This window comes from Rhodococcus sp. KRD197 (genome assembly GCF_017168235.1).
In the GTDB taxonomy this organism is placed as follows: Bacteria; Actinomycetota; Actinomycetes; order Mycobacteriales; family Mycobacteriaceae; genus Rhodococcoides.
In genome coordinates, this window is record NZ_JABFAO010000013.1 from 1 (window position 1) to 26,161 (window position 26,161).

Here is a 26,161-nt window from a genome sequence, read left to right on the forward strand (position 1 = left end):
ACCGCCACCGCATCCGGCGACACCGCCACCTGCGCAGCAAACAACGACACCAACGTCGCCGAACCATCAACCTCGAAACCAGTATCATTGACCCCCGCCACCAACGCCCGCTCCCCCGGACCCGACACATCGATATCACCAACCACCACAAACGAATCCGACGTCACCGCACCCAACACAGCAACCAACCCACCACCCAACCGCGCCACCGTCTCCGCATCGAACAGATCGGTGGCATAAGTGATATCGATAGCCATTCCGCCGGGATCGTTGTCCTCTGTACGCGCTTCGGACACTGCGAGGTCGAGGTCGATCTTTGCCGTCGCAAAGCCGGTGTCGATGGGTTCGACGGCGAGGTCACCGAGCTCTAGATTCGCGCTGCCGACGTCCCGGAAGGTCAGCATCACCTGATACAGCGGATGCCGACCCTGCACGCGGGGTGGATTCACCACTTCCACGACGCGTTCGAACGGCACATCGGCATGCGCAAACGCCGACAGATCCACCTCACGCACACCAGACAACACATCGACGAAACGCGCCGACCCCACCACCGACGTCCGCAACACCAACGTATTGACGAACATCCCGATCACATCATCGAGAACAGCCTCACCACGACCCGCCACCGGCGTACCCACCGCAACATCCGCACTACCCGACACCCGCGACAACAACACCGCCAACGCCGCATGCACCACCATGAAGGTCGTGCTTCCCTGAGCGCGCGCCAGATCGGTGATGCGTGCGTGCAACTCGCCATCGAGCGAAAGAGAGTGCCGGGCTCCACGGCCGGACCACAGGGGCGGACGTGCTCGATCCAGCGGCAACTCCAGGTGGTCCGGCAAGCCCGCCAGCGCTTCCCGCCAGTACTGTTCCTGCACGCTGATCAGCGAGTTCGGGTCCTCGGGCACACCGAGCACTTCCCGCTGCCACAACGTGTAGTCGGCGTACTGCACCCGCAGCGGCGGCCATTTCGGCGACTCCCCTGCAGCTCGCACGGAGTACGCAAGCATGATGTCCCTCGTCAACGGCACCATCGAGAAGCCGTCGGCGGCAATGTGGTGGACCACGATGACGAGCACATGCTCGTTGGCCTCGAGTTCGAACAGGCGGACACGGAAGGGCGGGGCAACTGCAACGTCGAAGGGAGCCGCCACGACAGCCCAGATATGCTCGATCAGCTCGCTTTCGCCAGTTGCGGTTGCGAGCCAGTCGATTTCGGTTTCGTCGACCGGCGATATCTGTTGCGATCCGACGCCGTCGACCTCCGGGTAGCAGGTACGTAGCGAGGCATGACGCGCAACGAGATCACCGACCGCCGAACGCAGAGCGGTGGCGTCGAGTGCACCGGAAAGCCGCACCGCGACGGTGATGTTGTCGACCGAGGACGTCGGTTCGAGTCGATTGAGAAACCACATACGCTGCTGCGCCAACGACAGCGGGATTCGTTCGGGCCATTGTCGGGCGGCGAGCGCAGGCCTCGGCGATGCCTTTCCGTGCGGAGCGCCGTCCAGGGCCACGGCCCATCGCGCCACGGTCGAGGCGTCGAAGAAGTCACGGACAGCTGTCTCGACACCGAAACGCGCGTTCAGACGCGTAACCAGTCGCGTCGCATTGAGAGAATTGCCGCCGAGTTCGAAGAAGTCGTCGGCACGGCCGACTCGGTCGAGACCGAGCACGTCGGCGAACTCTGCAGCCACAGCGATTTCGGTAGCCGACCGAGGCGGGGTGAACTCGGTCCGAGCCTCCGGTGGATCGGGTAGGCCGCCGCGATCCAGCTTCCCCGAGTGACCCAACGGCATCTTCTCCAGCACAAGCAGCGCCGACGGCACCATGTAGGTCGGTAGCGTGCGTCGAAGCTCCGACGTCAGAGTTTCGGTGTCGAGATGCGCGCCGTGCACGGGGACGACATAGCCGAGCAATCTGTCATCGCGGAGGATGACAGCACTCTGCGATACCGAGTCCTGTTGACGCAGCAGTGTTTCGATCTCGCCCAGCTCGATGCGCAGTCCGCGCAGCTTGACCTGGAAATCGGAACGCCCGAGATAGGTCAGGTCGCCGTTGTCGGATCGTCTGACCAAGTCTCCGGTGCGATACATGCGTGTTCCGACCGCGTAGGGATCGGCAACGAACCGCTCGGCCGTCCTGGCCGGTGAGCGTACGTACTCGCGGGCCAACTGGATTCCGGCGATGTACAGCTCGCCGACCGTATTCGGCGGGACCGGTTCGAGAGCGTGACCGAGCACGTAGAGTTCGGTCCCGTCGACTGCGGTTCCGATGGGAATCGACGAGCCCAGCTCTGCCCCATCGAGTTCGGCGCGGTGATGGGTCACATCGATCGCGGCTTCGGTCGGTCCGTAGAGGTTGTGCAGCTGTGCGTCGGAGCCGGCGGCGAACCGAGCCGTCGTGGCTGCTGTCAGTTCCTCACCGGACGCGAAGACGTACCGCAGTGACGGCAGGCCCCGAGTGTCGGGAGCATCGACGAAGACAGCAAGCATCGAGGGAACGAAATGCACGACGGTGACGCCGGCAGTTCTGATCGACCAGGCGAGGTAACCGGGATCGTGATGGCCGTCCGGTCGCGCGATGAGTAGCCTCGCGCCGACTTGGAGCGGCCAGAAGAACTCCCACACCGACACGTCGAAGGTGAACGGTGTCTTCTGAAGCACGAGATCTGAGTCGCCGAGGCTGTATTGGCGTTGCCGCCATGCGAGATTGGCCTGGACCGCGGAGTGACTCACCGCGACGCCCTTCGGCTTGCCCGTCGATCCCGAGGTGAAGATGACGTAGGCCGTGTTTCCTGGGCGGAGTCGTGTTGCCCGCTCGGTCGGACGGAGTCGGGCGTCGTCGATCTCGTCGTCGATGGCACCGATATCGCGGACGGCAACAGTGCCGGGCAGAACGTCTGCCACACCGGTCTCGGCGTCGGTGAGGACGAGTACGGGATCGGCGACCCCGATGATGTACGCCAACCGCTCACGCGGGTGATCAGGATCCAAGGGGACGTAGGCACCGCCGGCCTTGATGATGCCGTACATCCCCACCACGAGATTCATCGACCGTCGGAGCGCAAGTGCGACTGTGCGGTCGGGTCCGACGCCCGCGGCGACGAGGTACCGGGCGACACGGTTGGCACGTCGGTCAAGTTCCGCGTACGTCAGCGTCTGATCGTCGAAGACGAGAGCGACGGCGTCGGGGTTGCGGTCGACACTGGCTTCGAAAGCGTCCACCAGCGTCTCTGGCGACCCGGCTGGTGTGGTCTCGGCCGTGTCGGCACCGAAAGTGTCTGCCCTGGGAGTGTCTGCCCTGGGAGTGTCTGCCCCGAGGGTGTCGGTGGCGTCGGACAGGACGTCCGCCACGATCCGGTCGAGGGCACCGTCCGCCCCGAGCATCTCGGGAACCAGATCTGCGAGCACGAGCGGGACCAGTGATTCCGGTCCGAGGGCCCCGCCCATGGCCGCATCGAGTTGCTGCAGCAGGGCGTCGAGTTGCCCGTAGGTGACCAGCTGATCGCCGGTTCGAAACGCCACCCGTTCGGGTTCGGATCTGGACACGTCCGCAACAATCCGCGGTAGGTCGTCAACTGTCAGCGCGCGTTCTGTGCCGTCACCGAAAACCATGTGAAACCATCCTCCCCACTGCGCAGGCTACTGCGAGAAATGCTCCCCTCCAGAGGTGGAGGGGAGCATTTGTGAAAACTCTCGTCTACCGCAGCGGCTGGAGACGGTCAGATGCCCATCGAACGTGCCAGCACAGGCCACGAGTCCTTCAGGTCATCGTCCCAGTAACCCCACGAGTGCGTTCCGGTTGGCCGAAAGTTGTATGTCGCGGGGATGCCCAGCTCGTTGAGCCGATTCTGCATGTTGTGCGCGCAGTAGTTCGTCGCCGCTTCGATGACGCCACCGACGATGACCTGGTTGGCCAGAGTGGGGACGCGGTCGTTGATATCGGGCCCATTCAGATTGTCGTACGGTCCCGGCAGGCCCGTTCCATTGGAGATGTACAGGTCCACCCCGCGTAGGCCTTCGGCGTTGACGTACGGATCCTTTTCGACCCACATCGGATCGTCGTCGGGACCGTACATGTTGAGAGTGCTACCGCCGCCGTATAGCTCGACGACCTGCTTGACGAATGTCTGCCCGATGGGATCGCTCGTCTGCGCGCAGCCACTGTAAGCGGCGACGCCGCTGTACAGGCCGGGCTTGGAGATGGCCAGCTGGAGAACCGAGGTCCCGGACGAGGACAAACCGGCGAGCGCGTTGACGCCGTTGGTGCCGAGGGCCGCATCGACGAGCGGTGGGATTTCTTCCGTCAGGAAGGTTTCCCACTTGTTCACACCGAGCACCGGGTCTTCCTGACGCCAGTCGGTGTAGTAGGCCCACTTGCCGCCGATCGGCGAGACGACGTTGATGTTCTTGTCGTCGAAGAACTCGTAGGCATCGGTGCGTGCTCGCCACGTGGCGGAGTCCTCGCCGCCACCTGCACCGTTGAGCATGTACAGGGTGGGCCGCGGGACGCTGGTGTCACCCGGGCGAAGCACGTCGAGCGGGATCTCCTCGTCCATGGACGCCGAGTAGACGTACATGGTGAGCTCGCGGTCGTTCTTGACCTCGATCCGGGTGATATTCGAACCGTTCGACGACGTTGCGCCTGCAAGGGGAGCGGCCATGTCCACTACGGGATCGGCGGCAGCGGTCACCGTGACACCTGTGAACGGCACGACGACTGCGACAGACGCGATCGCCAACCCCCTGACGACGGTGGACAACGTGCGTGGCTTCGTTCGACGCATAAGTTCTACTCTCACCATTCTCTGCGGTACCCCATGGTTTGCCGGGACGGCTGGACTCCAGTCACCCGGAGTTACCGTACCTGCCAGTAAGTAATCGACGCAGCCCTACTGCTCGTTACTTGCACCGAACAACGCCGAGCCGCGGCCGGTACCCAGATCGATTTCGCCGACCACGACCTCAGGATCGCGAACAACGGCCGTCAGCACTCGTTGCAGCCCATCGCGGAGGACTAGCACCGTCTCCTCGTCGAACAATTCGGTCGCGTAGGCGAGACGAACCGACATCCCGGCGCAGGATCCATCCAGGTCCGTGGACTCGACGAACGTGAAATGCAGATCCACCTTGGCCTTCTCGATGGAGGTGTCGATGAAAGAAATCTGCATGTCGCCGAGGTCGACGTCCACTTCTCGATCGTAGTTCTGGAACGCGAGCAAGACTTGGAAGAAGGGAACCTGGGACACCGGGCGCGGAGGCAATAGTTCGCTCACGAGCCATTCGAAAGGTACGCCCGTGTTCTCGAATGCGTCGATATCTCGACGCCGCACCTCTGCGAGAAGTTCGGCGAAGGAGCTGCGGGGGTCGACGACGGTCCTCAGAACCACGCTGCTGACGAACATTCCGATCACGTCCTCGAGCATCTCGTTGCCGCGACCCTCCGTGGGTGTACCGATGGCCACATCGTTGTTGCCGTCTGCGCGTGCCAACAGCACCGCCAGAGCGGCGTGCACAACCATGAACCGCGTCACGCCGGCAGCGCGCGCGCAGTCGTCGATTCCCAGATGCACGCTGCGGTCGATCTCGAAGGAGATCGAACCACCTGCCATCGTGCGGAGCTGAGGTCGCGGGCGGTCGAGCGGGACGTTCAACCTGTCGGGTTGCCCTGCCAGTGTGGATCGCCAGAATTCGATCTGCCGATGGGCCAACGATTGCGGGTCCGACAGCTCACCGAGCGTTTCCCGCTGCCACAGCGCGAAATCTGCGTACTGCACCGCGAGTGGGCCCCATCCGGGCACCTCACCTGCAGCACGCGCTGAGTACGCGCGCGCAAGGTCACGCGCGAACGGCGCCATCGACGCCCCGTCGGACGCTATGTGATGCAGCACCATGACGATCACATGTTCGTCCGGACCGACACGCAGCAGGCGCACTCGTAGAGGAATATCGACCGAGATATCGATCCCGACTGCGAGGAACTCGGAAATATGTTGCATCAGAGCCGACTCCGAGATGTCGACCGGTTCGAGGTCCAGCCGGTATCGACCCGGCTGCAAGATCTGCTGCACCGGGGCATCGTCGACAGTCGGGTAGGTGGTGCGCAGTGACTCGTGCCTCAGGACGACATCGTGGACGGCCGCGGCGAGTGCTTCGATATCTATCGGACCGCTCGAGCGCACCACCACGGGCATGTTGTAGTACGGCGAATTCGGAATCCACTGCGAAAGCGACCATGTCTGCTGCTGCTGGACCGACAGTGGAATCCGGTCCGGACGCTCGCGTCCGATCAGCAGGATGCGGTCACCGTCAGCGGTGCGATCCTCCACCACCGCAGCGAACGCCTCGACGGTGGAGGCGTCGAACAACGCTCTCAGCGGCACCGTGACCTCCAGCGCGTCGCCGAGGCGCGAGATGACCTTGGTCGCTACGAGCGAGTTTCCCCCCAGCTCGAAGAAGTCGTCGTCGCGACCCACCACAGGCGCGTCCAGTACATCGGCGAACACCCTCGCGACCGCTTCCTCGACCGGCCCGACCGGCGCACGGTATACCTGCTGCGTCGGTTCCGGGATCGGTAGCGACCGGCGGTCCACCTTTCCGGTGGGTGTCGTCGGAAGCGATGGCAGAACAACGAACACCGAAGGAATCATGTACGACGGCAGGCTCGAACGGAGAATCTCTTTCACGCCCTCCGGCACGTCCGAGTTCGAGCCGGCGCGGGTCCGATCGGCAGGAGCCAGATAGGCAACAAGCCGATCCTCGAACACGTCGACCACCGCATTCCCGACGGCATCGTGCTGGAGTAGAACGGCTTCGATCTCACCGAGTTCGACGCGCTGCCCACGCAGTTTGACTTGATTGTCCGCCCGCCGTACGAACACCAACTCTCCTGCGCCATTGCGCCGAACGAGGTCTCCAGTGCGATAGAACCGTCCACCCGCTGGTCCGAATGGGTTTGCCACGAACCTCTCGGCTGTCAGCTCCGGGCGAGCGCAATAGCCGCGGGCCAGCTGCACGCCGGCCAGGTACAGCTCGCCCACAACATCGCGAGGAACCGGGTTCAGTCGCGAATCGAGCACGTAGGCAGAACAATTCGGGACCGGGAAACCGATCGGGACGCTCAGTTCGTCTTCGGAACCGTCGGCCGGAGTGTGTGCCGTCGCATGCACGGTGAACTCGGTCGGCCCATAGAGATTGTGAACGGATCTCGATGGCAGAACTTTCGCTGCCCGCCGAGCCACCGAAGTGGACAGGGCCTCACCCGCTACGAACACGTGACGAAGCGAGACCAGCGACGCGATTTCGGCCTGCCCGGTGAACATCGACAGCATCGAGGGGACGAAGGACACTGCGGTCACCCGGTGCCGAGCGATCATCGACTGGAGGTATCGCGGATCGTGATGTCCGTACTCGTCGGCCATAACCATCCGCCCACCGACGGCGAGCGGAGCGAACAGTTCCCACACGGAGACGTCGAAGACGAACGGCGTCTTGAGCAACACCACCTCGTTCTCGTCGAGGCCGTAGTTACCGATCATCCACTCGATCTGATCGACAACGCATTCGTGTGAAACGGCCACCCCTTTGGGACGTCCGGTCGATCCGGATGTGAACATCACGTAGGCGAGATTCGCGGGATGCATCGTCGCCGACAATCGGGTGGTGGTCGTCGCGGCGAGCTGTGTCAAGGTCTCGTAGGACACGGCGTCCAGGACTCCGCTGTCCTCTCGTGCGACGACGACCTCGGGGCGCGCGGTGTCGAGGACGTGGCGGGTGCGAACATCGGGCTGCTCGGGATCGACGGGGACGTATGCGGCGCCGGCGCGCAGTGTTGCGTAGACCGTGACCACCATTTCCGGCGAGCGCGGCAACGCTATCGCCACGAGCCTGTCGGGGCCCGCCCCACAAGCGACGAGTGCATGCGCAATCGAGGTTACTCGGGCATCGAACTCGGCGTAGGTCCACACCGTGTCGTCGAACACCAGCGCTGTCGCCTCGGGGTGCGTGCGAACTCGATGTTCGAATGCGTCGAGACAATGCCGGTCCGAGGTGCGAGATCGGAGCTCACCCGGTGCGGAGCGGGACGATGCCGCCAGTGCCCGACGCTCCTCCGCGTCGAGAATATCGATGTCCCCGATCGTCACCGAGGAGTCCGAGGTGCCGGACTCGAGAACACGGAGGAAGCGAGCTGCGAACGCATCCATGCCATGCCGATCGAACAGGTCGGTAGCGTAGGTGAGCTTGCAGCGGTATCCCCCCGAATCCGACTCGTCGTCGATCACAGTGAGCTGAAGGTCGAACTTCGCAACGCCTGCGTCCATATCGAGCACGGAAACCGCCAGTCCGGGGAGCACGAACGTCGCGGTTCCCCGGTTCTGGAACGAGAGCATGACCTGTACGAGTGGATGCCACGCCTGCGACCGTTCGGGGTCCACTATCTCGACGACACGATCGAACGGAACGGCCGAGTGGTCGAACGCCTCGAGGTCGGCGTCACGAACGAAGCGAAGGGTATCGGCGAACGAGGCACCGGCATCGAGGTCCGTGCGGAGCACGACTGTACTGACGAACATGCCGACCAGCCCGTCCAGTGCCTCGTCGCCACGACCGGCGACCGGTGTACCGACTGCGACGTCCAGCACGCCTGTCGTCCGCGCCAGAGTCACGGCCAACGCGGCATGCAGAACCATGAATGGCGTCGCACGGTGAGCTCCAGCGAGGGCTTCAACGGCTCGATGCAGATCGGCGTCCACGAAGAACGACGTGCTCGCACCGGATCCGGACGCGACGGTAGGGCGCGCATACGCGGTCGGCAAGTGGACCCTTCCGGAGTACCCAGCCAGCGCCTGCGTCCAATAGCGTTGGTGCCCTGCGATTGTCGACTCCGGGTTTGCGGAGTCACCGAGGATCTCGCGTTGCCACAGTGTGTAGTCGGCATACTGCACGCTCAGTGGGGACCACTCCGGTTCCCTCCCACGCATTCGCGCCGTATAGGCCTCGACGAGGTCGCGGGTCAACGGAGCAACCGACGCGCCGTCCGCGGAGATGTGATGGACCACCAGAAGCAGAACGTGCTCGGTCTCGGACAGTTCGAGGACGGCCAGGCGAAGTGGCAGATCCTTCGTGACATCGAACCCTCGAGAGAAGTAGCGCAGCGCCTCCTCCTCGACTGCAGCGTCCGTCACGGCCCGCACGTCGATTTCTGGTTCCGCCTGGTCGACCTCGAGAATCAGCTGGGAGCCCACGCCGCCGACGTCCGGATAGATCGTGCGCAATGACTCGTGCCTGCGCGAGACGTCGCGGACCGCCGCTCGCAGGGCACCGACGTTCAGAGGTCCCGAGAGCTTCAGTGCTACCGGGATATTGTTCACCGCGGAGTTCGGGTCGAGGCGATTGAGGAACCACATCCGTTGCTGCGCAGGGGCAAGCGGAATTGGATCAGGGCGACTGCGCGCAGTCAGCGAGGGTCCGATGTCGGCGGCGCCGGACATCTCGATCCAGTCGGCCAAACCGGCGACGCTCGATCTGTCGAACAAGGATCTGACCGGTATCTGCTTACCCGTTGCTGCGCCGATTCGCGCGACTGCTCGAGCGGCGATGAGGGAGTTGCCGCCCAACTCGAAGAAATCATCATCGACACCCACACCGTCGACCCCCAACAACTCACCGAACACACCCGCCACCACCACCTCGACAGCAGAACCCGGGGCACGAAACTCCCGCGCCACCACCACCGGATCCGGCAACGCACCCCGATCCACCTTCCCCGAGGACGTCAACGGCAACGCATCCAACACCACAAACACCGACGGCACCATGTACGACGCAAGCACCTCACCTGCCGCAACCCTCAACCCATCCACATCCACACCACCGCCCCCAACAGCAACCACATACGCCACCAAACGACCACCCCGAACCTCCACCACCACCCGAGACACCGACCCCAACCCACCCAGCACCGACTCCACCTCACCCAACTCCACACGCACACCCCGCAACTTCACCTGCCGATCCACACGAGAAACGAAATGCAACTCCCCCGCACGATCCCACCGCACCAAATCCCCAGTCCGATACATCCGCACACCCACCCCGAACGGACACGCCACAAACCGCTCCGCCGTCAACCCCCCCCCACCCGCATACCCCCGCGCAACCTGAACACCCGACACATACAACTCCCCCACCACACCGACACCCACCAACGACAAACGCCCATCCAAAACGAACACCTCGCTGTTCCACACCGGCCGCCCGATCGAAACCCCGCCCGCACCCGCCACATCCCCCACACCCAAGGACCGAGCAGTCACGTGCACCGTGCACTCCGTCGGACCATAAAGATTATGCAACCGCACCCCCGACAACACCCTCGCTGCAGCCGATGCAACCGACCGATCCAACACCTCACCCGCCGCCAACACATCCCGCAACGACGACACATCCCCACCCGAACGGTCCACCTCCTCCACGAACACCGACAGCATCGACGGCACGAACGACATCGCCGTCACGCCCTCCGACCCCACCACCGACGCCAAGTACCGCGCATCCCGCTCACCACCAACCTCCGCCACCACCAGGCGAGCGCCACACCCCAACGCCCCGAACAACTCCCACACCGACACATCGAAAGTGAACGGAGTCTTCAACAACACCACATCACCCACACCCAACCCGTACTCCGACACCAACCACAACACCTGATTGATCACCGCACCATGCGACACCGCCACACCCTTCGGCCGACCCGTCGACCCCGAGGTGAACATCACATACGCAGTATTCTCCGGCCGCACCCGGCCCAGCCGATCGACATCCCTCACCGGCTCCCCCGAAAAACCCCCCACCACAACATCATCGAACCCCGACAACACCAACACCGGATCGACGACACCGACAACATGGTTCCGACGCGCCTCCGGCTGATCCGGATCCACCGGCACCACCACCCCACCCGCAGCCACCACCGCATGCACCAACACCACCATCTCCACCGAACGACGCATCGACACCACAACACACCGCTCCGGCCCCACACCACACGAAATCAACCACCGCGCAACACGAGCAACCCGAACACCGAACTCCCCAAACGACAACACCACCCCACCCGAAGACACCGCCACCGCCCCGGACCGCAACTCCACCTGTGCATCCAACAACTCCGACACAGTCCCGATCCCCACACCAACCCGACGAGCAGCGCCCCATCGCAGCAACCGTCGATGCTCCACATCACCGACCAACACCACATCACCCACCACAACACCCGGGTCGGCCGCTACGGCGCGGAGCAGCCGAAGAAGGCGATCACCGATGGCGAACACGGTGGGTTCGTCGAACAGCTCGGTCGCGTAGGTGATCGACAGAATCAGGCCGGCGGCCCCGGACTCGTCGGTGAAGTCCTCGCACGTGAAGTGCAGTTCGTATTTCGCCACTCCAAGCTCGAAATCCACGGGATCCACACGCACACCGGAGAGTTCGAGTGAACTCCACCCCAGATTCTGGAAGCTCAGAGCCACCTGTAGATGTGGCCGCTCGAGCCAGGATCGCCGTGGGTCCAGGGCTTCGGTCACGCGCTCGAACGGCACATCAGCGTGGGTGAACGCCGACAGGTCGGTTTCGCGTGTCTCCTCGAGTAGCTCTACGAACGTCGCAGTCGGGTCGACATTGCTACGAAGCATCAGGGAGTTGACGAACATCCCGATCAGGTCGTCCAGGGCAGGTTCTCCGCGACCCGCCGTGGGTGCGCCGATGACGACATCCGGCGACCCCGACAACCTGGAGATCAAGACCGCCACTGCTGCGTGCACGACCATGAACAACGTCGAACCGTGTGCGCGCGCGAGTGCGTCGAGGTCCCGTCGCAGTTCCGACGGCAACAGCATCTGTACCGAGCGTCCGCTGTAGTGCTCCTCGGCCGGTCGTGGGCGATCGATGGGCAGCTCGATTCGCTCTGGCATGTCGGCCAGTTGCTCACGCCAGTAGTCGAGCTGTCGGGCGGCCAGTGACGCGGGGTCGTCCTCGGACCCGACGACCGACCTGTGCCACAGCGTGTAGTCGGCGTACTGCACCGCCAACGGAGGCAGACTCGGAGCACGGCCCGCACACCTGGCCTCGTACGAGATCATCAGGTCGGTTGTCAACGGTCGCATCGAGAAGCCGTCGACCGACACGTGATGGGCGACGAAGACCAGCACGTGTTCTTCTGCTGCGAGCGTCAGCAGCAATGCCCGTACAGGTACTTCTGCGGTGATATCGAAGCCCCGCGTAACGAAGTTCTCGATGGTGGACTCGAGCTCCGGTTCCGTCGTCGGTACCGGAGTCATATCGAGATCCACCTCTGCCACCGGGCGGATGTCCTGATAGCCGACACCGTCCACCTCTGGGTAGACGGTACGCAGCGGCTCGTGTCGTTGCAGGAGGTCTGCAACTGCGGCGCGCAGCGCAACCGGGTTCAGCGGTCCCGTCAGGCGGACTGCCAAGGGGACGTTGCGTGCGCTCGACTCGGGCTGCAGGTGCCCGGCCAACCATGTTCGCTGCTGAGCGAGTGAGAGCGGAATGCGTGCCGGTCGCGCGCCCGCCACGAGCGGTGGCCGATCGTCGCCGGTGAGGGAGGTGATCCGGTCGGCGAATTCCCCTACCGTCGGCGCCTCGAACAGCAGGCGCAGCGGGACTCGGCGTCTCGCCGCCTCCGCTATTCGGGCTACAGCCTGGGTTGCCACCAGCGAGTTGCCGCCGAGGGCGAAGAAGTCGTCGTCGAGTCCGATCGAGTCGACTCCGAGGATGTCACCGAAGATCTCCGCGACGGTCCGCTGCATGGGTGTCGACGGTGAACGGAACTCGGCGGCGGTGAACTTCGGCTCGGGGAGAGCCCGGCGATCCAGTTTTCCTGTAGGGCCGGTTGGCAGGGTCGCGAGAATCGTGACTTCCGAGGGCACCATGTAGGACGGAAGCTTGGACGCCGCATAACTTTTCAGCTCGGCGGGAGCAATCGCCAAGGCCGATCCGATATAGGCCACGAGACGATCACCCAGGACATCGTCGTGATGCAGCACAACTGCAGCTGCCTGAACGTCGGGGTGGCCACCGAGCACCGATTCGATCTCACCGGGTTCGACGCGCTGCCCACGCAGTTTGATCTGGAAGTCGCTTCGCCCTCGATAGAGCAACTCACCGCCGGTCGTCCAATTGACCACATCGCCCGTCCGGTACATCCGCGCACCCGGGACGAATGGGTCAGCGACGTAGCGCTCGGCCGTCGGTACAGCGCGATTGTGATAGCCCCGAGAAAGCTGCGCACCCGAAATGTAGAGCTCACCGAGAACACCGACCGGCACCTGCTTCAAACGGCCGTCGAGAACTCTCGCGACGGTATTCCAGACGGGCTTCCCGAGCGAGATGACACCGGAGCCCGGCGGCACGGCAGTTGCCGTCACCACCTCGACCTCGGCAGGACCGTACCAATTGTGTAGCTCTGCGGTGTTTCGGTGGTGAAAACGTTCCGCGACAGCAGGAGTGAGCGCCTCACCGGCGACGAACACCCGGCGTACGGTCTCGCCCAACCCGCCCGAGGCGAGAGCATGCGCGTTCAACATCGACGGAACGAAATGAACAGTGGTGATCCCGAAACGGTCGATGGCCGCCGAGAGATAGTGCGGGTCTCGATGTCCACCCGGTTCCGCGACAACCAACCGCGCACCCGTCTGCAGAGTCCAGAACAATTCCCACACCGAAATGTCGAATGTGATGGGCGTCTTGTGCAGGACGGCGTCGTCTTCGTGCAGCGGATAGCGCATCTGAGCCCAGACCAATTGGTTGGCCGTCGCAGAGTGGGTCAGAGCTATTGCCTTCGGCGTGCCCGTCGATCCCGATGTGAAGACAAGGTACGCCACATTGCCCGCTCTCAGCGGTGCGCTCCGGTCTGCGTCGGTGACCGGCTGGTCGGACCACATCCGCAGGTCGATGTCCTCGAGACGTACCGTTTTGCACGGAGATGCCGACAGTGCGAACTCGTCCGTTCCGCGCGTCAACACGATCACGGGGTCGGCCACCTCGAGGAGGCGACGGATTCGGTCTTCCGGTTGCTCCGGATCCACCGGCACGTATGCCGCACCGGTCTTGACCACGGCGTAGATCGCGACCACCATGTCGATGGATCGGTTCATCGCTACCGCCGCTGTAGTTTCCGGCCGCAGTCCCATCGACACGAGTGCTCGTGCCGTGCAATTGACCAGGGCATCGAATTCTCGATAGGTCAACGATCGAGCCTCGTCGACGACCGCGATCGCGTCCGGTGTACGCGCGACCTGTCGATCGAACATCGACACGAGGTTGGCTGCCGAATCCACCGGGTGTGCGGTCGCGTTCCATGCCTCGAGCCGGGCCGCCTCGTCAGGTCCCAGGAGGTCGATCTCACCGATCTCGATATCGGGACAGTGTGCGACGGTCTGCAGTACTTTGCTCAGCCGACGGCCGGCCGCCTCGGCTGTGCTCTCGTCGAACAACGATGTGGCGTAAGTGATCGACACGGTTATCCCGTCGAGCGCTCCCGTCTCGTCGAACTTCTCGACGAACCCGAACTGCAGGTCGTACTTGGCCGTTTCGGTGTCGGCAGGGACATTCGTCGCAGTGAGACCGTCGAGCCGGAAATCCTCGCGAGCGAAGTTCTGGAACACGAGCAAGACCTGGAAGAGCGGCGAATGCGACGTCGAACGAACCGGAGCCAGTTCCTCTACCAGCCATTCGAACGGCAGATCGGTATGACCGAACGCATCGACATCACGCGAACGCACCGTACCCAGCAGCTCCCTGAACGTCGCGCCGGAGTCGACGGGCGTGCGGAGAACCACTGTGTTGACGAACATTCCGATCACATCGTCGAGTTGCCTGTCGCCGCGTCCCGCTACGGGCGTTCCGACGGCGATGTCCGAGGTCGCCGACCAACGGGCCAGCATTGTCGCCACTGCGGCGTGCACAACCATGAACCTGGTTGCGCCGCTCTCCCGTGCGAGCCGATCCAGTTCGATGTGCTCTGCAGCATCGACCTCGAAGGTCGTAGTCGCACCGGCGGACGCGGCTACAGCGGGGCGGGGCCGATCGAACGGCAGAACGAGCTGCTCTGGGAGAGCGTCGAGTACGCGCTCCCAGTATGCGAACTGTGTGCGCGCGAGGGAACCGGGGTCATCGAGACTGCCCAGGTACTCGCGTTGCCACAGCGTGAAGTCCGCGTAGTGGACCGGGAGCGCTGCCCAGCCGGGTTCTTCGCCGCGAGATCGCGCGGCGTACGCACTCATGACGTCGCGAGCCATCGGTGCGATCGAGGATCCGTCACCAGAGATGTGATGGACTACCACGACGAGAACATGTTCGTCGGCGGCAACCGCGAACAGGGCACCGCGCACTGGGACTTCCTCCTGCACGTCGAACCCGCCGCAGATCACTCCCGAGATCTGGCCCATCAGATCGGATTCCAGCACGCTCTGGGGTGAGAGATCCAGCCTGACGCTGCCGACCGGCAGGATCTCCTGAACCGGGTTTCCTGCAACGACGGGGTATCTCGTCCGTAGCGATTCGTGTCGAGAGATCACGTCGTGTACTGCCTTGTCGAGCGCGGCGATGTCGAGTTCGCCGGTCAACCGCACTGCCATCGGAACGTTGTACACCGCGGAATTCGGGTCGAGGCGGTTGAGGAACCACATCCGTTGCTGCGCGAACGACAACGGGATCGGGTCGGGCCGCTCCCATCGCGAAAGGGCAACATGCGAACCACCCTGCGATACAAGGGTAGCGACCTGCGCGGCAAAGCCTTCCACGGTGGGGAAATCGAACAGTAGGCGCACCGGTACCCGCATGTTCTGGGCCGCGCCCACCCTTGACACCACCTGTGTGGCGATGAGGGAGTTGCCGCCCAACTCGAAGAAATCATCATCGACACCCACACCGTCGACCCCCAACAACTCACCGAACACACCCGCCACCACCACCTCGACAGCAGAACCCGGGGCACGAAACTCCACCGCCACCGCATCCGGCGACACCGCCACCTGCGCAGCAAACAACGACACCAACGTCGCCGAACCATCAACCTCGAAACCAGTATCATTGACCCCCGCCACCAACGCCCGCTCCCCCGGACCCGACACATCAATATCACCAACCACCACAAACGAATCCGACGTCACCGCACCCAACACAGCAACCAACCCACCACCCAAACGCGCCACCGTCTCCGCATCGAACAGATCGGTGGCATAGACGATCTCGACTGTTCTAGCGCGAGTGCCGTCAGGCTGCTCGTGCGGTTCGGTGACAGTGACCTGGAGATCCATCTTCGCCACCGCAGAGTCGAAGTCCACGGAAGAGGCAGTCAATCCTGGCAAGTCGAACGAGGTGGCCGCGAAGTTCTGGAAAGTGAGCAGAACCTGCACGAGGGGATGGACCCCCTGCGTGCGTGGCGGGTCGATGACTTCCACGACGCGTTCGAACGGCACATCGGCATGCGCGAACGCCGACAGATCCACCTCACGCACACCAGACAACACATCGACGAAACGCGCCGACCCCACCACCGACGTCCGCAACACCAACGTATTGACGAACATCCCGATCACATCATCGAGAACAGCCTCACCACGACCCGCCACCGGCGTACCCACCGCAACATCCGCACTACCCGACACCCGCGACAACAACACCGCCAACGCCGCATGCACCACCATGAACGCGGTGGTGCCCGTGTCGGTAGCAAGTGAATCGATTCCGGAGGTGATGGTTTCGTCGAGCACGAAGGTGTGTGACGCACCGCGACCCGATGCAGTCGCCGGGCGAGGCCTGTCGGTAGGCAGCGCGAGCTGATCCGGCAGGTCGACGAGCGCTCCGCGCCAGTATCTCTCCTGCACACTCACCAGAGACTTCGGGTCCTCGGGTGACCCGAGTACCTGTCGCTGCCACAACGTGTAGTCGGCGTACTGCACATCGAGTGGCGCCCAACCGGGAGCTTCGCCCACCGCGCGTGCGATGTATGCGGTGATGAGGTCGCGCATCAACGGGATCATCGAGAAACCGTCCGCGGCGATATGGAAGGCGACGACGACCAGCACGTGCTCGGTAGCACTGAGGCGTAGCAGCCGAATTCGCACCGGCGTCGACCTGGTGACGTCGAATCCTTCGGTCACCAGCGATACCACCCGATCGAACACCTCGGCCTCGTCGATGTTCTCGACGGCGAAGTCCGTTCGGCTCGCGGACGCCGGCAGGATGACCTGGATACCGGTTCCCGCCGATTCGGGATACACGGTCCGCAGAATTTCGTGGCGCGCCACGACGTCCTCGATCGCTGCTGTCAGTGCCGCTTCATCGAGCGACCCGGTCAGTCGCACAGCGGCGGGAATGTTGTTGACCGCAGACTCGGGCTCGAGCCGGTTGAGGAACCACATACGCTGCTGCGCCAGCGACAGAGGGATACGTTCTGGTCGGGGCATCGCGGTGAGCTCGACGCGTCCGCCGGTGTTGGATTCGACCCGTGCGGCCAGTCCTTCGACGGTGGACGCCTCGAACAATTCACGCACCGCGACCCGCGAGTTGAGGGCAGCGCCGAGCCGCGACACCAATTGGGTTGCGACGAGGGAGTTTCCACCGAGCGCAAAGAAGTCGTCGTCCAGGCCCACTCGCGGGGTGCCGAGCACCTCGGCGAAGACTGCGGCGACGATCTCTTCGATCGGGGTCGACGGTGCCCTGAATTCGGTAGTGGCGAACTCGGGGGCGGGAAGCGCCTTGCGGTCGAGCTTGCCGGATGTGTTGAGCGGGAACTCCGACAGCGTGACTATGGCAGCGGGAATCATATAGCGCGGCAATGTTTTACCGAGCGCAGCCCGCAGCTCGTCGACATCGATCACCGAGGAACCATCGATCACAGAGGAGGCAGACGGTACGACGTAACCGACGAGCTGATCCCCGGCATCGGTTGTCACGATCGACACTGCGGACAATCCGACGGTGGGCTGCGCGGCCAAGGCCGCTTCGATCTCGCCGAGCTCGATCCGCTGACCGCGGAACTTGACCTGGAAGTCGGTTCGTCCGATGTAGTCCAGTCGGCCGTCGGGACGCATCGTGACGAGGTCGCCTGTGCGATACATACGGCTGCTCACCGATGTTCCTGTGGCGGAGGATGTTCCTGTGGCGGAGGATATTCCGACGAAGAACGGATTTGCGACGAAGCGATCGGCCGTCAGGTCCACCCGTCCGTGGTAGCCACGAGCGAGTTGGACACCCGCCAGATACAGCTCGCCGGGAACGCCGGCCGGTACCGGTGCGAGACGGGAGTCCAGAACGTAGACCGCGGAGTTCCATTCCGGTCGTCCGATGGTGACAGCGGAGCCCACCGCGGTGTCGGTGACGTCGGCGTAGGTGATCGACACGGCGGCTTCGGTCGGGCCGTACAGGTTGTGCACTCGCGCGTCGGACACTCGCGCGAACTCGCGGACAGCTTCCCCCGGAAGGGCTTCGCCGATGACGAAGATCTGACGGAGCGTCGCGATGGACGCGGCTGTGACGGCACCGGCGAACACCGAGAGCATCGTCGGGACGAAATCGGTGACGGTGACCGATTGCTTCGCGATGACCTCGGCGAGATATCCAGGATCTCGGTGTCCGTCCGGGGTGGCCAGGACGAGCGTGGCACCGACGCGCAGCGGCAGGAAGAATCCCCACAGCGACACGTCGAACGTGGTTGCGGTCTTCTGCAGGTAGACATCATCTGGTCGGAGGTCGTACTCGGACTGCATCCATTCCATCTGGTTGACGATCGCTCGGTGGCTGACCGCGACCCCCTTGGGCTTACCTGTCGAACCCGAGGTGAAGATGACGTACGCGATCGAATCCGGTGACGGACCGGTGCCTGACTCTGCCCGAACCGACCCCGCCGAATCGGAATCGGCGCCTGCTCGAGGCACGTCGTGTACATCGATCACTGCGGTCGCGCGCGGCGGCGTGAAATCGTCCTCGGACCTGGTGAGGACGCAGATGGGATCGGCGGCGTCGAGTATGTATCCGATGCGCTCGATCGGGTGGTCCGGGTCGATGGGAACGAATCCTGCACCCGATCGGAGCACCGCGTACATCCCGACGAGCAGATCGACGGAGCGCCTGATCGCCAGCGCCACCAGTGTGTCGGGGCCTGCACCTGCACCGACGAGCACCCGAGCCAGCTCGTCGACACGGTGCGCGAACTCGCCGTAGGTCAGCGAACGGTCGCCGTAGACGACGGCGGTCTCACTGGGGCCCTCGTCCACCATCGTGTCGAATCGGTCGAGTAGAAGCGCCGGTGCCAGTTCGTGATCGGTCTCGTTCCAACGCCGGACGAGGTGCTCGTGTTCCTCCTCGGTCAGCAGATCGATGTCGCCGACAGTCGCCGACGGATCCTGCGTGACGGCCGCGAGCACGCGCAGCAGCCTGTCCTCGATCCGTTCGATACCGGATGCATCGAACAGGTCTGTTGCATAAGTGAATTCGACGGACCACCCATTGCCGTCCTGGGTTTCCGACACGGCGATCTGCAGGTCGAACTTCGCGATGCCTGCGTCGAAATCCACTGCGGAGACGGACAGGTTCGGTAGCTCGAGTTGCGAGGTCCCCAGGTTCTGAAAGAACAACGCGACCTGGAACAGCGGATGGCGTGCAGTCGACCGGGCCGGGTCCAGAATCTCGACAACGCGCTCGAAAGGGATATCCGCATTCGCGAACGCTGCCAGATCGTTTTCGCGGACCCGGTCGAGGAGTTCGTCGAAGCGCGCAGGGGCATCGACGCGTGTCCGCAGGACCAGCGTGTTGACGAACATGCCGATGAGATCGTCCAGGGCAGCTTCGCCGCGGCCCGCGATCGGCGCGCCGACCGCGATGTCGTCGGTTCCGGACAGCCGCGCCAGGAGGACCGCAACCGCAGCGTGGACCACCATGAAGGGCGTCGAACGATGTTCTGCCGCGACCTGTTCCACGGCCGATCGCAGTTCGGCCTCGATCGTGAACCGATGAGTCCGACCTCGATTGCTCGCCACCGCCGGTCGCGCGCGGTCGAACGGAAGATCGAGCTGATCCGGCAGGCCGTCCAGTGTGCGCTGCCAATACGACTTCTGAGCACTGATGATCGAGTTCGGATCGTCCTCCGAGCCGAGGATCTCGCGCTGCCACAGCGTGTAGTCCGCGTAGTGCACGGGCAGGGGTTCCCAGGTGAGGTCGAGACCGGCGGCGCGAGCGGTGTAGGCACGCACCACATCGCGCGTCAGCGGCCCGAGCGAGAAACCGTCGGCTGCGATGTGGTGGATCACGAACACCAGGACGTGCTCGGTCGAGGACACCTCGTACAGGCTGGCGCGGAACGGAACTCGCTCGGTGACGTCGAACCCGGTGAGCACCATCTCTTCTATCGACGCGGCGAGTCGATGCTCCTCGACGGGAATCGGTGCCAGGTCGGGGATGACCGCTCTGGTGGGAACTATTTCCTGGTATCCCACTCCGTTGGCTTCCGGGTACACCGTGCGCAGTGATTCGTGCCGGGACAACAGGTCCGCGACCGCGACGTGCAGGGCATGGCGATCCAGCAATCCGGACAACCGAATTGCGACGGGAATGTTGTTGACCGCGGACTCCGGCTCGAGCCTGTTCAGAAACCACATCCGTTGCTGAGCCATCGACAGAGGGATGCGGTCTGGGCGGGTTCGCGCCGCCAACGGTACGCGGGCACCCTTCCCGACCTCGGATTCGATCCGCACGGCCAACGCGGCCACGGTGGAGACCTCGAACAACAGGCGAACGGGCACGGTGGTGTCGAGAGCTGCTCCCAGCCGCGAACTGACCTGGGTCGCGATCAGCGAGTTGCCGCCGAGCGCGAAGAAGTCGTCATCGGCACCGACACGTTCGACGCCCAACACTTCACCGAACACGCCGGCGACGATCTCCTCCACCGGTGTCGACGGAGCCCGGAATGCGCGCGCCTGCACTTCGGGTTCGGGTAGCGCCGTACGGTCCAGTTTGCCTGCCGCATTGGTCGGCAACGCATCGAGCACCACGAATGCCGTGGGCACCATGTAGGACGGCAGCTCGCCTGCCATTGCCCGGCGCAGCACGTCGATGTCGACCTGCGAGGTCGACGCTGCCGAATCGGTCTGCTTCGGGACCACATAGAGAACGAGCCGCTCGTCCTTCACTGCGGCCACAGCGTCTGCGACGGAAGCATCGGCGCGGGCGACCGACTCGATTTCGCCGAGTTCGATGCGCAGTCCGCGCAGTTTGACCTGGAAGTCGGTGCGTCCGATGTACTCGAGCTCGCCGGAAGCATTCCAGCGCACGAGGTCTCCGGTGCGGTAGAGGCGTCCGTCACCGAACGGATTGGCGACGAAGCGTTCGGCAGTCAGCGCTGCGCGGCCGTGATATCCGCGGGCGATTTGCACCCCGGACAGGTACAACTCACCTGCGACCTCGACGGGGACCGGACCGAGACGGTCGTCGAGCACGTAGGCAGCGGTATTCCACACGGGCGCACCCATCGGGGCCGTCGTATCGGAAAGCTCGATACCGCTCATGCCTGCGACGGTCCGACTGGTGGCGTGCACGGTGAACTCGGTCGGTCCGTAGAGGTTGTCTATGCGCGCCTCGGTCGCCCGGGCCAGCGCGGCAACAGTGGATGTCGGCAAGGCCTCGCCCGCCAATTGGATCAACCGCAGCGTCGAGGAGTCGCGTGCGGAGATCTCCGAGGAGAACACCGGAACCATGGACGGTACGAACGATGTGGCGCTCACCCGTTCGGCTTCGACCACTTCGGCGAGGTACGACGCGTCGCGGTGCCCGTCCGGGCGGGCGATCACCATACGAGCACCTGCCGCCGGCGCCCCGAAGATCTCCCAGACCGAAACGTCGAACGTGAAAGGTGTCTTCTGAAGTACGACATCCTCGGGGTTGAGCCCGTACTCGGAGACGATCCAGGAAACCTGGTTGACGACCGCACTGTGCGGCACGGCCACACCTTTGGGCCGACCGGTCGAGCCGGAGGTGAACACCACGTAAGCGAGATGCTCCGGCCGCAGTGGGACGCGGCGTTCGGCATCGACCACCGGGGAGTCCGAGTACGCGGACAGATCGAGCTCGTCGACGGCGACTACCTCGCCCAGCGCTGCGTCGATGCGATCCTTCGAGGTGGTCAGCACCACCGCGGCTGCGGCGGTGTCGAGGATGTATCGGTTTCGCTCGGACGGCTGGTCGGGGTCCATCGGCACGTACCCGCCGCCTGCCTCGACAACCGCATACAGCGCGAGCACCATGTCGATCGATCGACGCATCGCCACTGCGACGAGCACGTCCGGGCCGACACCGCGATCGACCAGGAACCGAGCGAGTCGAGCTGTGCGCGAGGCGAATTCACGGTAGGAAAGATGCTCGCCTTCGAAGGACAGCGCCACTGCGTCCGGGGTGGCCGAGGCCGTGCGATGGAACGCGTCGAGCAGTGTCCGATCGGTGACGTCGTGGCCTGTCGCGTTCCACGTCTCGACCACGAGGGCACGTTCGCTCGCGTCGATGAGCTCGATGTCACCGACTGCGATCGACGGATCCGCGCTCACGGCGTCCAGAACCGATATCAGGCGCGCCGCCAAGGTGTCGACCGTGGCCTTGTCGAACAGGTCGGTGGCGTAGGTGAAGTCCAGCGCCCATCCCGGTCCGGACTCGCTGCCCTCTTGGTCGTGGTCGCGCTCGGAGACAGTGACCTGCAAATCCATCTTGGCCACGGCCGTGTCGAACTCGACACCGGAGACGGTGAGTCCGGGAAGCTCGAGCGAGGTGTCGCCGAGGTTCTGGAATACGAGCAACACCTGGAAGAGCGGGTGGCGAGCCTGGGACCGGGCGGGGTCGAGCACTTCCACGAGCCGTTCGAAGGGCACATCGGCATTACCGAACGCGTCGAGATCGATCTTTCGCACAGAGTCGAGGAGTCCGGAGAACGGTTCGGCCGCAGTCACTCTCGTGCGCAGCACGAGAGTGTTGACGAACATGCCGACGAGTTCGTCGAGCACCTGCTCACCGCGGCCGGCGACGGGGGTGCCGATGGGGATGTCGTTGGTGCCGGACACACGTGCAAGCAGTGCCGACAGAGCCGCGTGAACCACCATGAACGGGGTCGCGCGGTGACGTGCCGCGACGTCCTCCACGCGTCGGCGAATCGAGGGCGCGACGACGGCCCTGGTGGTCGCTCCGCGCCCGGACGCGACGGCCGGTCGACGACGGTCCGACGGAATGTCGAGTTGGTCCGGCAGCTCGGACAGAGTTAGTTTCCAGAATCGCTCCTGAGCGGAGATCAACGAATCCGGATCGTCCTCTGCCCCGAGTACGGCACGCTGCCACAGCGAGAAGTCCGCGTACTGCACTTCGAGCGGTGCCCAGCCCGGAGCGGTACCTTCGCTGCGCGCGGCGTAGGCGGTCATGACGTCCCGCGTGAGCGGAACCATCGAGTATCCATCGGCCGCGATGTGGTGCGCCACGACGACGAGCACGTGCTCCGTTCCCGACAATTCGAGCAGCCGAAGCCGCACTGGAACCTCTTCGGTGACGTCGAATCCCTGGGTCACGATGTCGAAGACGCGCGAGTACAGATCGTTCTCGTCGACCGACTCGGTCACCAGAGCAGGCGCAGTCTCGTCGACCTCGAGGATGACCTGGTGGCCGACTCCATCGGACTGTGGGTAGAGCGTCCGCAACACCTCGTGACGCTCGACGACATCGTCGACGGCGGCGCGCAGCGCATCGATGTCGAGCAGGCCCGAGAGCCGGATCGCTACGGGAATGTTGTTCACCGCGGACTCCGGGTCGAGCCTGTTGAGGAACCACATCCGCTGCTGCGACATGGACAGCGGGACGACGTCGGGTCGTTTCTGGCGGGTGAGCGGCTCGCGAACCGATGCCCCGGACGATCGAGCTTCTTCGACGAGGCCGGCCAGACCCGCTGCCGTCGAGGCGTCGAAGAATCCCCGCACCTCGACCTTGACTTTCAGGTCGGCGTTGACGCGTGCGATGGCGCGGGTTGCGCTCAGCGAGTTGCCACCGAGAACGAAGAAGTCGTCGTCCACTCCGATTCGGTCGGCACCGAGAATGTCCTCGAACACCGCCACCACGGCCCGCTCGACGTCCGTCTCGGGTGCGCGGTACTCGGCTGTGAGGTCAGCAGCGGCCGGTTTCGGCAGCGCCTTGCGGTCCAGCTTGCCGCTCGCGTTCAACGGGAATTCATCCAGTGGGACGAATACTGCGGGAACCATGTAGTCGGGCAGACGATCTCGAATTCCCGCGGCAAGCACTTCGGAGTCGGCATCACCGGTGGTGACGACGTACGCCACGAGCCGGTCGTCCACGCCTGTTCCGGATTCATCCGAGAGCACGAGAACGACGGCCTGCTGCACCGTCTCCTGCGCCAGAAGTGCAGCCTCGATCTCGCCCAGCTCTATACGAAGGCCTCGGAGTTTGACCTGAAAATCGGTGCGGCCCAGATATTCCAACGCTCCCGCACTGTTCCACCGAACCAGGTCGCCGGTGCGGTACATCCGCTCCCCCGGCGCCCCGTCGACGTCTGCGACGAACCGGTCCGCGGTGAGATCGGGGCGAGCGATGTACCCCCGAGCCAGTTGGATGCCGGAGAGATACAGCTCCCCGGCGACGCCGGGCGGTGTGCGGTGCAGGCCCTCGTCGAGCACGTGCAACCCGGTGCGGGGTACCGCGACACCGATCGGAACGGAGACCGTATCCGAGCCGTCGGTGCGGTGGTAGGTGACGTCCACTGCGGCTTCTGTCGGACCGTAGAGATTATGCAACTCGGCGTCGAAGAGGGCGTGAAAGCGCGTGGTGGTCGAGGCCGGAAGCGCCTCGCCGGACGCGAACACCTGCCGCAGACTCGACATGGACGGTACTTCGTCAGCCGTGTCGAACTGCCCGAGGAACACCGACAGCATCGACGGGACGAAGTGCGCGGTCGTCACCGAATACGAGGCCATGATCTCGGCGATGTACGCGGGGTCCCGGTGGCCGTCGGGTGCAGCGATCACCAGGCTCGCGCCGCTCTGCAGCGGCCAGAAGAACTCCCACACCGACACGTCGAACGTGAACGGCGTCTTCTGCAGAACGACGTCCGGGGCGGTCAGCGGGTAGTCGCGCTGGCGCCAGTCGAGGTTCGCGACGATCGCTTCGTGCGAGACAGCGACGCCTTTGGGACGTCCGGTGGAGCCGGAGGTGAAGATGACGTACGCGGTGTTCTCGGGCCGCAACTGCGCTCGTTCGTCCCCCGCCATCGGCGCGGACGAAAGGTGGCTCACGTCCTCGGTGTCGACGAAGAGCGTCCTGATGCCCGACGGCACGGCGGTGTTCTCCGTCGATGTCGTGAGCACGAGGAGTGGCTCGGCGAGATCGAGAACGTACGCGATGCGGTCGGCCGGGTGAGCCGGGTCGACGGGTACGTAGGCGCCGCCTGCTTCGAGCACCGCGTACATCGCCACGAGCAGCTCGATCGACCGTGAGATGGACAGACCCACGCGGGCATCCGGGCCCACTCCGAGTTCGACGAGCTTGCGCGCGAGCTGGTTGACGCGCGCATCGAACTCGGCGTAGGTGAGAGTGGTGTCCTCGAATACGAGAGCGGTGGCGTCGGGGGTGCGTTCGACCTGTGCACGGAACCGGGCAGGCAGTACGTTGGCCACAGGTGCTGCGGCCTTTTTGGCCGACTCGCCCAGCACGTCGCGCGCGTCGGCGAGGACACGTTCGACGATGGAGTCGAGTCCACCGGCGGTCGACTCGACCGCTCCGGGCACAAGGGAGGAGAGGGCGAGCGGCACCAGCGCGCCGGCGCCCAGGACACCGCCCATCGCGGTGTCGAGATCGGTCAACTCTCGATGAAGATCCCCGTACGAGACGGTGGTACCGGCCAGATCGAGTGCGGTTCGATCCGCATCGGCCCGAGCAACGCGGGCCACCAGTCCCGGTAGATCGTCGATCGCCGTCGAATGCGAACCGGATCCACCAGACACCATCAACTCTTCCTCCCGCTCACCCTGCATTGCCCACGCACGTCGATTATCCCTGCCCACACCGACACCGACCCACGTCCCCCAGCGGGAACCCGA

3 protein-coding genes are annotated in these 26,161 nt (G+C 64.2%); all 3 read right to left on the minus strand.

Annotated elements, in window-relative coordinates:
• Positions 1-3,557 (minus strand): non-ribosomal peptide synthetase (locus tag J1M86_RS20080; protein ID WP_206511174.1); only part of this gene is annotated, 3,557 nt, incomplete at its 3' end.
• Positions 3,558-3,730: 173 nt separating this feature from the next.
• A complete protein-coding gene (locus tag J1M86_RS20085) occupies positions 3,731-4,672 on the minus strand; it encodes an alpha/beta hydrolase family protein (RefSeq protein ID WP_241260415.1) in 942 nt (313 codons plus the stop codon).
• A gap of 228 nt (positions 4,673-4,900) precedes the next feature.
• Positions 4,901-26,125 carry a non-ribosomal peptide synthase/polyketide synthase gene (locus tag J1M86_RS20090; protein ID WP_206511175.1) on the minus strand — a complete coding sequence of 7,075 codons (21,225 nt, stop codon included), beginning with the start codon at positions 26,123-26,125 and terminating at the stop codon, positions 4,901-4,903.
• Between the last annotated feature and the right edge of the window lie 36 nt (positions 26,126-26,161).

Bases quoted from the DNA above. Each gene is read 5' to 3' on its own strand.
- J1M86_RS20085 (WP_241260415.1), bottom strand. From the start codon at position 4,672: ATGGCCGCTCCCCTTGCAGGCGCAACGTCGTCGAACGGTTCGAATATC.